12 protein-coding genes are annotated in these 9,624 nt (G+C 37.9%); 3 read left to right on the top strand and 9 right to left on the bottom strand.

Annotated elements, in window-relative coordinates:
• Nucleotides 1-127: 127 nt before the first annotated feature.
• Nucleotides 128-610, bottom strand: coding sequence for a YajQ family cyclic di-GMP-binding protein (locus tag CWC30_RS04555; RefSeq protein WP_008466001.1), 483 nt, complete (start codon nt 608-610; stop codon nt 128-130).
• A 151-nt stretch (nt 611-761) separates the two neighbouring features.
• On the opposite strand from CWC30_RS04555, the gene CWC30_RS04550 reads away from it, so the two are divergent.
• Together CWC30_RS04550 and CWC30_RS04545 are read left to right on the top strand one after the other, a co-directional pair.
• The gene (locus CWC30_RS04550; RefSeq protein ID WP_008113182.1) at nt 762-1,112 is read left to right on the top strand and encodes a VanZ family protein; all 351 of its coding nucleotides are present in this window, start codon (nt 762-764) and stop codon (nt 1,110-1,112) included.
• Nucleotides 1,105-2,007 (top strand): ketopantoate reductase family protein, encoded by a 903-nt coding sequence (locus tag CWC30_RS04545; protein ID WP_138626544.1) that lies wholly within the window; start codon nt 1,105-1,107, stop codon nt 2,005-2,007. The genes CWC30_RS04550 and CWC30_RS04545 overlap by 8 nt, the downstream gene beginning before the upstream one ends.
• Nucleotides 2,008-2,033: 26 nt before the next feature.
• On the opposite strand, the gene thiI is transcribed toward CWC30_RS04545, so the two are convergent.
• The gene (thiI, locus tag CWC30_RS04540; RefSeq protein ID WP_010391044.1) at nt 2,034-3,491 is read right to left on the bottom strand and encodes a tRNA uracil 4-sulfurtransferase ThiI; all 1,458 of its coding nucleotides are present in this window, start codon (nt 3,489-3,491) and stop codon (nt 2,034-2,036) included.
• A gap of 100 nt (nt 3,492-3,591) precedes the next feature.
• A complete protein-coding gene (locus CWC30_RS04535) occupies nt 3,592-4,245 on the bottom strand; it encodes a TetR/AcrR family transcriptional regulator (RefSeq protein ID WP_010391043.1) in 654 nt (217 codons plus the stop codon).
• Between the two features lie 177 nt (nt 4,246-4,422).
• Here CWC30_RS04535 and coaD point away from each other — a divergent pair, with 177 nt between their 5' ends.
• Nucleotides 4,423-4,914, top strand: a complete 492-nt coding sequence (coaD, locus tag CWC30_RS04530; RefSeq protein ID WP_010391041.1) for a pantetheine-phosphate adenylyltransferase — start codon at nt 4,423-4,425, stop codon at nt 4,912-4,914.
• A gap of 40 nt (nt 4,915-4,954) precedes the next feature.
• Here coaD and CWC30_RS04525 read toward each other — a convergent pair whose 3' ends face one another.
• From CWC30_RS04525 to argH, 6 genes are all read right to left on the bottom strand, one after another.
• Nucleotides 4,955-5,473, bottom strand: coding sequence for a hypothetical protein (locus CWC30_RS04525; protein ID WP_075170685.1), 519 nt, complete (start codon nt 5,471-5,473; stop codon nt 4,955-4,957).
• 228 nt (nt 5,474-5,701) lie between these two features.
• Nucleotides 5,702-6,247 (bottom strand): hypothetical protein, encoded by a 546-nt coding sequence (locus CWC30_RS04515; protein WP_249929826.1) that lies wholly within the window; start codon nt 6,245-6,247, stop codon nt 5,702-5,704.
• Complete coding sequence (locus CWC30_RS04510) at nt 6,240-6,689, bottom strand: hypothetical protein (RefSeq protein ID WP_249929825.1); 450 nt, start codon at nt 6,687-6,689, stop codon at nt 6,240-6,242. The genes CWC30_RS04515 and CWC30_RS04510 overlap by 8 nt, the downstream gene beginning before the upstream one ends.
• A gap of 62 nt (nt 6,690-6,751) precedes the next feature.
• Complete coding sequence (locus tag CWC30_RS04505) at nt 6,752-7,285, bottom strand: hypothetical protein (RefSeq protein WP_109875634.1); 534 nt, start codon at nt 7,283-7,285, stop codon at nt 6,752-6,754.
• A 15-nt stretch (nt 7,286-7,300) separates the two neighbouring features.
• Nucleotides 7,301-7,498: a hypothetical protein gene (locus tag CWC30_RS04500; RefSeq protein WP_109875635.1), complete on the bottom strand. Its 198-nt coding sequence runs from the start codon at nt 7,496-7,498 to the stop codon at nt 7,301-7,303.
• Between the two features lie 251 nt (nt 7,499-7,749).
• Complete coding sequence (gene argH / locus CWC30_RS04495; protein WP_138626542.1) at nt 7,750-9,615, bottom strand: argininosuccinate lyase; 1,866 nt, start codon at nt 9,613-9,615, stop codon at nt 7,750-7,752.
• Nucleotides 9,616-9,624: the final 9 nt, after the last annotated feature.

The raw sequence follows: 9,624 nt of genomic DNA, 5'->3' as shown, positions 1-9,624 counted from the left end.
GTTCGGGGTTCGGGGTTCGGTAATTATCATAGATTCAAAAATAAAAAAGCCAAACAATATAGCGTGTTTGGCTAAATACATGTTGCTTTGAACTAAGCGCCTATAGTGCCTAGCTCGAAACAATAAATTAATCGCGGAAGTTTTTAAACTGAAATGGCTGACCTAAATCGGCAGTGCGTACAACTTGCATAGCAGCTTGTAAGTCATCACGCTTTTTGCCCGTTACGCGTACTTCTTCGCCTTGAATAGCCGCTTGCACTTTTACTTTAGAATCTTTAATGGCTTTTACTACTTTTTTAGCCATATCTTTTTCGATACCCTGCTTTAGTGCAACGTTACGAAAAACATTTTTGCCTGCGCGAGAAATATCTTGTAGTTCTAGGCTCGCAACGTCCATTCCACGCTTTGAAACCTTCCCAGCTAAAATATCAAACAACTGCATAACCTGAGCATCTGCTTCAGCTTTTAATTTAATTGTTTTATCGTTTAATTCAATTGAGGCATCGACCCCTCTAAAATCAAATCGTGTCTCTAATTCACGATTGGCATTATCAACCGCGTTTTGTGCTTCGTTCATTTCTACTTCAGATACAATATCAAATGAAGGCATGATGTTCTCCTAACTAGCTAATCTTAATTTTATGCGGCAATTATAACGTTAAAATGATAAATCTTTACACTTTTCTGCATCTTGTTCAGGTGCGATACTAATTTAGTTTGATATACTGAGGCTTCTTTTTTATACGATTTTAGGATTCTTCGTGACAAGGCGTGTTTACCAAGCTATTTTTTTGATTAGTATTGTCGCATTTACCTTCTTATTTGCTAAAGAGGTAAAAGGCGCTGCAAACTTATTTCCGCATGTAGATAAAGTGGCGCATTTTGGTATTTTCTTTTTACTTGCCATTATTATGGATAAAGCCTTTAAACTACCTTTATATGCACAAATATTACTGTTAGCCGGTTATGGTGCCGCAATAGAAATTATGCAAGATAGCCTTCCTTACAGACAAGCATCACTGGCCGATTTTGTTGCCGATTTTATTGGTGCGGCGAGCTATTTTTTAGCTAAAGCCCTATTAACACTACGTAAAAAGAAGCGTTATGGCTAACATACTTGTTGTTGGTGATGGTGCTATAGGCTTGTTATTTAGCCATTTTTTAGGTAAATATCACACAGTTTATGTTCTTACCAAAAAAGGCACAGTAAATACTCGCTTTTACAGCCACAGTAACGCTGCATCTGAAAAAATCAACGCCACTTTTATCTCACAACAGCAATTAGCCCAAGCTCCCGAGTTTGACATTGTTTTATTCACTGTTAAAGCGTTTGCAGTGCAACAAGCCTATGCCCAAGTAAAGCCTTATCTTGGTAATAATACCCATATTGTACTGAGTCATAATGGCATGGGTAATGTTGAACAATTAAATGCACAGTTAACACAGCAGCAATCGTTGTACTTTTTAACCACTAGCATGGCTGGATTTAAGTCAAACCCTAATATTGTGCAGCATACCGGAAACGGGCAAAGTGTATTAGGGGGCTGTAATCAACTGGCTATTCAAAATATTCAACAGCTTAGTGCGCAATTACACACTATTCCGCAATTAATTGTCAGCAACAATATTGAGCAACTACGGTTTGAAAAGCTACTAGTTAATATTGCCATAAATCCATTAACCGCTCTGTACAATATAAAAAATGGCCAGTTACGTGCGCCACAGTTCAATAGCTCAATTATTAATTTATTAACAGAGGCGTGCCATATTGCGACCGCGCTTAAACTTAATATTAAGCTTATCGATGCTCTCGAGCGTGGCTACAAGGTAATGAGTTTAACGGCAGAAAATTACTCATCTATGCATCAAGACGTTATGCACAATAGGCAAACTGAGATCATGGCAATTTGTGGTTATATTAGTGAGCAAGGCAAGCGACATAATATTGCGACCCCGTATAACGACGATTTACTCACTGAAATTCTGGCAAAAAAAAGCGCGGAATAAATCCGCGCTTTTAAAATATTTAGCCATTAACGACGATAGACTTTTACAGTGGTAAAGCCTTCTTCGTGAAGAATAAGCGCTTGTAACTGGCTCATTACCCCTTTTTGGCAATATAAGTAATAGTCTTTGCCTTTAGGTAAATCACCAAACTTAGTTGCTAAACGGAAAAACGGTAAGTGGATAACTTCAATACCATCAATTTCAAGCGGTGCGGCATCTTCTTCCTCAGGTGAGCGAATATCAACAACAACCGCTCCTTCAGGTAACTCTGTAACTGACTCAGCCTCTTTAAGCTCTTGCTTAGCTTCAACATCAATATCGCGCACATCCATAACACGGGCGTTATCAATAACGGTATTTAATACATCAAAATCAAACTTCTCTTCTTCTGCTTTAATGACTTCAATTTTGGCTTTAACTGTCGGCTTTTTAGAGATCACACCACAGTATTCAGGCATCGTCTCAGCCATTTCTGCAGTGCCTATTTGGCGAGCTATATTAATGATCTCCTGCTTATCATGTTGGATAAGAGGACGTAAAATCAGCGTTTCGGTTACACGGTCAATAACACTTAAGTTAGCTAAGGTTTGGCTAGACACCTGACCTATACTTTCACCCGTTACCAAAGCTTGAATATTTAGTTTTTCAGCAACGGCACTACCCGCTCGCATCATCATACGTTTAAGCACAACACCCATTTGGCTGTTTTCAACGTTTTCTAAAATTTCCGCAACAACTGGTTCAAAATCAACAGTAATAAACTTAACTTTATGCGTAGAGCTGTATTGTTTCCATAGGTAGTAGCTCGCTTGCTTAACCCCAATTTCGTGGGCAGCACCACCTAAGTTAAAGAATAAAAAGTGTGTACGAGCGCCTTTACGGATCATCTGATAACTGGCAACGCCAGAATCAAATCCACCAGACATAAGCGATAATACATCGTCTTGTGTTGGCAGTGGAAAGCCCGCCATTCCTAAATGGGTTTGCGTCACTATGTAGGCTTTTTCGTCTTTAATTTCTAAACGAATCGTTACCTCAGGGCGGCTTAGCTTTACTCGAGCTCCTTCAACATGTTGATTAAGCCCGCCACCAACGTAGCGCTCTAGTTCAGTTGAAGTAAAATCATGTTGACCTATGCGCTTAGCACGGACACAAAAGGTTTTACCAATAATAGTGTGGCCAACTAACGCAATGGTTTTTTGATAGATGTCATCAAGGGTTTTAAAGTCTGTTTCGGTCACTTCAATAAACTGTACGATGCCAGGAATGCGCTGCAAGCTATCAATAAAATCAAGGCGAGTTTGAGCATCATCTAGTTTTGTAACAACTGAAATATTATCCCAGTTATTACGTACTTGTACTTTTTCGTCAACACGACGCAATACAATTTTAATGTTATTTTCTAACACTTTGGTAAAGCGTTTACGGACTGAACGGCTTTTAATGGCTATTTCAGGGTGAAGTTTGACGATAAATTTAAGCATAGTTCAACTCTTAGACTGCGGGAATTCGCGCACCCAGGCATTGGGCGCGGCGGATTATAGCAAAAAATTTAGCGCCTAGGAACTAACCAACTCAACAGGCTTAAGGATTCTGGGGGGCAGCATTTGCTAAAAGTGCGTACTTGTCTCTTAACTGATTAATTTTATTTGCGCTTTTTTCTGTACTGTAAGCCTTAAATAAAGTCAGTACTTTTACAATGCCAGGGTAAATATCTTGCTCAACCAGCACACCACTTAGTCTTCTTGCTTTCATATAGGGTGTCCAAAAGCTAACCGTTAATTTTAGCGTATGAGCAAGTTCAATGGCATCTTGTTCATCAATGGCAATAATTTCACTATCCCGCAAGGCCAAAATGATGTTACGTACCTGCTCAAGTAATTCCTGCTGAAAATCAATGTAACCCTGTTTTAAATGGCTATCGCGAGCAAGAATATCGCCAAGGTTGTCGTAAAAAAAATGATAGCGCCACATTAATTCAAATAGCGAATCTAAATAAGGGCCAAGATGCTCAAAAGCATCGTCGCCTTTATCAACTGGCTTAAAGTGAGTACTTAAATGATCACGATAAAGTGCAAATATATGGCGAATAATGTCTTCTTTATTTTTAAAGTGGTAGTAAAGATTACCCGGACTCATGCCTAAACTCGATGCAATATGATTAGTTGATATTGCTCTTTCACCATGTTCATTAAACAATGAAATACTGGTTTGAATTATTTTATCCTTGGTATTCATATACTCATTACTCAATTTTCGAAAATACGATGCTGCATTAAAACAATCCACTAGTATAAACAAATAGTCAGCGTTAAAACAATCAAGGCATGAAGTTCTTCACAATTTACTTACAAGGCTGCTTTGCACACTAAACACTGCTACACTACGGCTAAAAATAATAACACAGTAAATATTATGAAAGTGACCGCAATCTACCCAGGCACATTTGACCCTCTTACCAACGGCCACACTGATTTAATTCAGCGTGCGGCTAAAATGTTCGATACCGTTATTGTTGCTATTGCTCATAACCCGAGTAAAAAACCGTGTTTTACTTTAGAAGAACGCGTTGATTTAGCAAATGAAATTTTAAGCCATTTAGATAATGTAAAAGTGATTGGCTTTTCAGGACTGCTGGCTGATCTCGCTCGTGACCATAACGCAAATGTATTGATTAGAGGTATAAGAGCGGTTTCTGATTTTGATTATGAATTTCAGCTCGCAAATATGAACCGCCGTTTAAACCCTGATTTAGAAAGTGTATTTTTAACACCTGCTGAGCGTAATACCTTTATATCATCAACGCTCGTAAAAGAAGTTGCACGCCATAACGGGGATGTGAGTGAGTTTGTTGATAGCATAGTAATGAAAGCATTGCAGTCGAGGCTAGGGAAAACCAAGCATTAATAATTTTTTCAGAAAGTAGCGTATAAATGAGACGCTACTTTTAGACTCCTAAAATAAAACGGCCTTTAAATTTCTTCCCTAACCAGAGTATTTTTAATACGTCTTTATTTATGATTAAAACTACCGCCATAACACAATCACTGACAACTTGACCTATTGCATAAAGCGCCCAAAACCACCAGTAATCGGTATTATCCTGCATGCTGACATCGTAATGCATACCTAAAAACATGAGTGCATTAAAGCTAAGCCCTACAATAAGGTAATAAAAAGCAACAGGAATAATTTTGCCCTTAATAAAGTATCCCCAAATAACTAGCAAAAGAATAGTCACTATATCAAACATAAACATTTTAAGATGAGGTGTCTCTGTAGTTGGATCAATAAACATGCTTGAAGTATAAGATAGCATCATAATAAAAGAGAGAAGCAAAAGGTTTTTATTGGGATTGTTTATACTTGTCGATAGGTTATACAAAAAAGAGATTACAAATAACCAAGTTATAAAAATCGACATATAATCAAAAATCGCGACTAACTGCCAAAGAAAATCAGCCATTAATAATAGCCTTATTAATACTAATTTTTACAAGCCAATTTTTAAATTTCACTAGGGTCTGTTGACCTTTGCGGATTACAATTTGTTCAAACTAGGAGCGGTTTAATCGCGGCGCGAGGTTTGTAACCTAGTGGACTAAGTAAGAACCGAGCAACAAAGAGTAAATCGCCCCTAGGCAGAACCCGAAGGGCAGCGCCTGTTTGGCATTGATGCTGCGTTATCGCCTATTTATGGGGAATAACCACACCACATAGGCTCTGCCTTGCCTAAATACCAAACAGACTGCTGCAAATTTAACCTTGAAAGGTCAACAGACCCTACTCTCAAAAAGTCTTTATTGATAAAGAAAATGGCTATCATCATAAAATCCATAAGATTAATTCCCAAAGAATAAAATGACCAGAACCACCATGGTGAGCTGTTACTAAAAACAAATACATCCAGATGCATGCCAAAAAATAACAGTGAGTTTATGCTTAGCCCTAATAATAGATAAGAAGATATAATGTTTTTATTTAAGAAGTTACTTACAACCAAAATAGCCAAAATAGTCATTAGATCAAAAAGTAATAGTTGCATGTAAGAAATGTTTTGAATATCAATAAACAAGCTGGAAGAATATGAAACTGACATTATCAGTGACAGCCATAAGGCCTCTTTTTTGGGTTTATTTATACTCGTTACTAATGAGTATAAAAAAGCCATTAAAAAGCCCCACTGAACAAATGCGCCGAGGTAAAGAGATACATATGGACTGAGCAAGAAGTCATCCATTTAAAAGACCATTTTTAACTGAAGGTTTTAATGCTTTTACACCTTGATTGATATTTACATAATCTAAGTTTATTACCAAAGAGGCTATCATTAATATATCAATCAAGTTTATAGAAATAGAGTAAAAACTCCAAAACCACCATTCTTGAGTATTCCCAAGAATGTATAAATCATAATAAATAAAACCAACTAATACACTATTTATGATTAAGCCAATAATGATGAGATATGCAGGTAAAGAAGGAGTAACCTTTGCTCTTTTAATCGCAAAAACAATAAAGGCAATGGTTAAAAAGTCATAAGCTATCCAATTAAGATAAACATGGCTCAATATATATAGATAGTCACTTAATACATATGAGCAAAGCATTATTGCAGCTAAATATAGAGAAGATTTATTTGGCGTATTTATACTTTTAACAAAACAATACAGGAAAGCCATCAAGAAGCCCCATTGAATGAATGCGCTTACATATTCACCAAGGATATAGCTTATATACATGTTTACGAAAAGTTGTTTTCTGGTTGGGTATTTGAGCCTTTGAAGAGTTTGTTTTTTAATTTATGAAGACCAAGGAAATCTCTGTCTACAATTAAAACTACGATCATTATCAAATCGATAATATTCACGCCAAAAGTATATACATCCCACAGAATCCAAGGTTCACGATTATTACTTAGGTACATGTCAAAATACATAAATAGGCTAAGTATAGAGTTTATAAAGAGACCTAAAATTATGTATAGAAAAGAGGATGTTGTCTTTTTTAGCAAGAAAAAGGCTAATGTCAAAGCCGCTATAGTTGCATAATCGTATAGAGCCCAATCTAAATATAGTGAATTTTCTATTGATAACCAAGTAAAGAAATAATCAGATAAAGTGTAAGAAATCATCATAATAAATGAACTGAGTAATAAGGTAGTATCCCTTTTAATACCTAAAGAAAATACAAAAGTATTAAAAAAAAATGCCATCAAGAAGCCCCAGCTTGCAAAAGCAGACAGCGAGAAAAAACCAAAAAACTCAGTTAAAAACATTCATGACCTTTAATGTTACTTAGGCTTACTAGTGTCAAGTATAACGCCACCACGATGAAGTTCTGCACCAGCTGCAGTCATCGCCTCTTGAGATATACTTACTGTATCAGATTGTAAGGTTTTAGGGCTAGCAGTTTGTTCCATTGCAGGCTTTAATTGTTGCGTTTTATTGTATGCTTGCATTTGTACTTGGCTGTTCGCTGAAATTTGCATGTGATTAATCCTCTTGAGTATTAAATTTTATTATTGGCGCAAATTTAAATCACACCACCTGCAGCAGTTAGTAAATAACTGCAGTCGCGTTTAATCTATGTTGGTTAATTGACTCAACAACTCGCTTCAGAATAATAAATGCAAACGATACGCCAACTTTAAATTAATAGTATGTTAATTTAAAAATTATTTTATTTTACTCAAAAAAAAACGCATCGGGGTCACCGTGCGTTTTTTATCCTAGGGATTGCTCAAGCCACGTTTTTGCAGGGGATCTCCATGCTATTACTTGGCTTTAACATATATTCCATTGCGACTTCGTCACAGTTTTCTTTGCGTAAACATAGCTCGCAATCTTTCATTACTTTTTCAGGTAGGCTCTCTTTATCACAGAAACTAAACCGCTGATTTTCGAAAAAGTCTGGTACACGAGTCAGAACGATGACACGATTGAGTGCCAATTTTTTGGCTTTCACTAATAAGTGTTCAACCAGTTCTCGTCCCTGCCCCGTTACTGCGCTTTTAGGATCAATGCCTAATGAACGTATTTCAGCTAATCCTGTGTCGTAAATATAAAGTGAAGCACAACCCGATACCTGACCGTCTATCTCGGTTACGGCAAACTCATTAATTGAGTGCACCATATCACTTTTAGCTCGCGGTAAATTTTCGCCGACTGTTGCCCAGTGCTGTACGAGTTTAGCAATTGCTTCTACGTCATCTAAGTTGGCATCACGAACCGTTATTTGCTGTTTTTTTTTCGCGTCTTTCACCGCTTTGCTTACTTGCTCTAATGATGTACCGCCAAGCGCTTGGCGTGCTTTGATACAGGCGTCAATTTCAAGTACCGGATACACGTCATCTTCAAACACGGGGTTTACTGATTTATACTGCTCTAGTGAAAGCTCCTCTAACGTTTTATCTTCACTAATGGCTAGTTGCACCAATACCCCTACAATATGATGCCCTTCTCTGAACGGTACACCTTTAGCCACTAAATAATCAGCAAGTTCGGTTGCATTCGCGTGGCCACCTTTTGCCGCTGCAAGGGTTTTATCTGCTTTAACTTTTATACCTTTAATACACGCTTGTGCCATATGAATACACGCAAGCCATGTTGGCATGGCATCAAAAATGCCTTCTTTGTCTTCTTGCATGTCTTTATTGTAGGCAAGCGGTAGTGCTTTTAGAGTCATCATCATTGCGCTAAACGCACCAAACACCCGGCCAGTTTTACCACGAATTAGCTCTAATGCATCTGGGTTTTTTTTCTGTGGCATTAAAGATGAACCCGAGGTCACATTATCGGCCAGTTCAATAAAGCCAGCTTCGCCTGAGTTATAAAAAATTAGGTCTTCAGACATCCGCGATAAGTGGATCATAGAAATAGACGCGCAGCTTAATAGCTCAACCACAAAGTCACGATCAGATACGCCATCTAAACTATTTTTAGTCGCGCCAGTAAATCCTAGCCCTTGTGCAAGTGCATGGCGGTCAATCGGGTATGCAGTGCCTGCAAGAGCGCCACTGCCGAGTGGGCAGTAGTTCATTCTTGCTTGGGCATCTTGTAATCGGCTTTCATCACGCTCAAGCATTTCTACATAAGCCATACACCAATGGCTAAATAACACCGGTTGTGCACGTTGTAAGTGGGTATAACCTGGTAATATTGTGCCAAGCTCACGTTCAGCTAAGCCAATAAACTCTGCTTTAAGTTGCGCAATCGCTTTTAAAATATGATCGGCGGTATCGCGGCACCAGAGTCTAAAGTCGGTAGCAACTTGGTCGTTACGACTTCGGCCTGTGTGTAACTTTTTAGCTAAATCACCTACTTTTTCAATTAGCGCAGCTTCAACATGAGAATGAATATCCTCAGCACCTGAAGTGGCAACAGCGTGTGGATTTACTTTTACTTCTTCAAGTAACTCATAAAGTGCCGATACCAGCTTTTTGTGCTCATCACTAGATAACACATTCACTTGTTCTAGTGCGCCAGCCCATGCAACAGAGCCAATTATATCTTGCTCTGCTAATTGATAATCGAAGGGAAGTGAATCGTTAAACTGTTTAAACGCTTCATCTGGACCCGTAGAAAAACGTCCGCCCCATAATGCCATGAAATCTCT

It is taken from the genome of Pseudoalteromonas sp. S4741 (assembly GCF_005886135.1).
Taxonomy (GTDB): domain Bacteria; phylum Pseudomonadota; class Gammaproteobacteria; order Enterobacterales; family Alteromonadaceae; genus Pseudoalteromonas; species Pseudoalteromonas tetraodonis.
The sequence above is the reverse complement of the archived record's forward strand: the minus strand, read 5'-3'. Positions and strand labels throughout refer to the sequence as shown.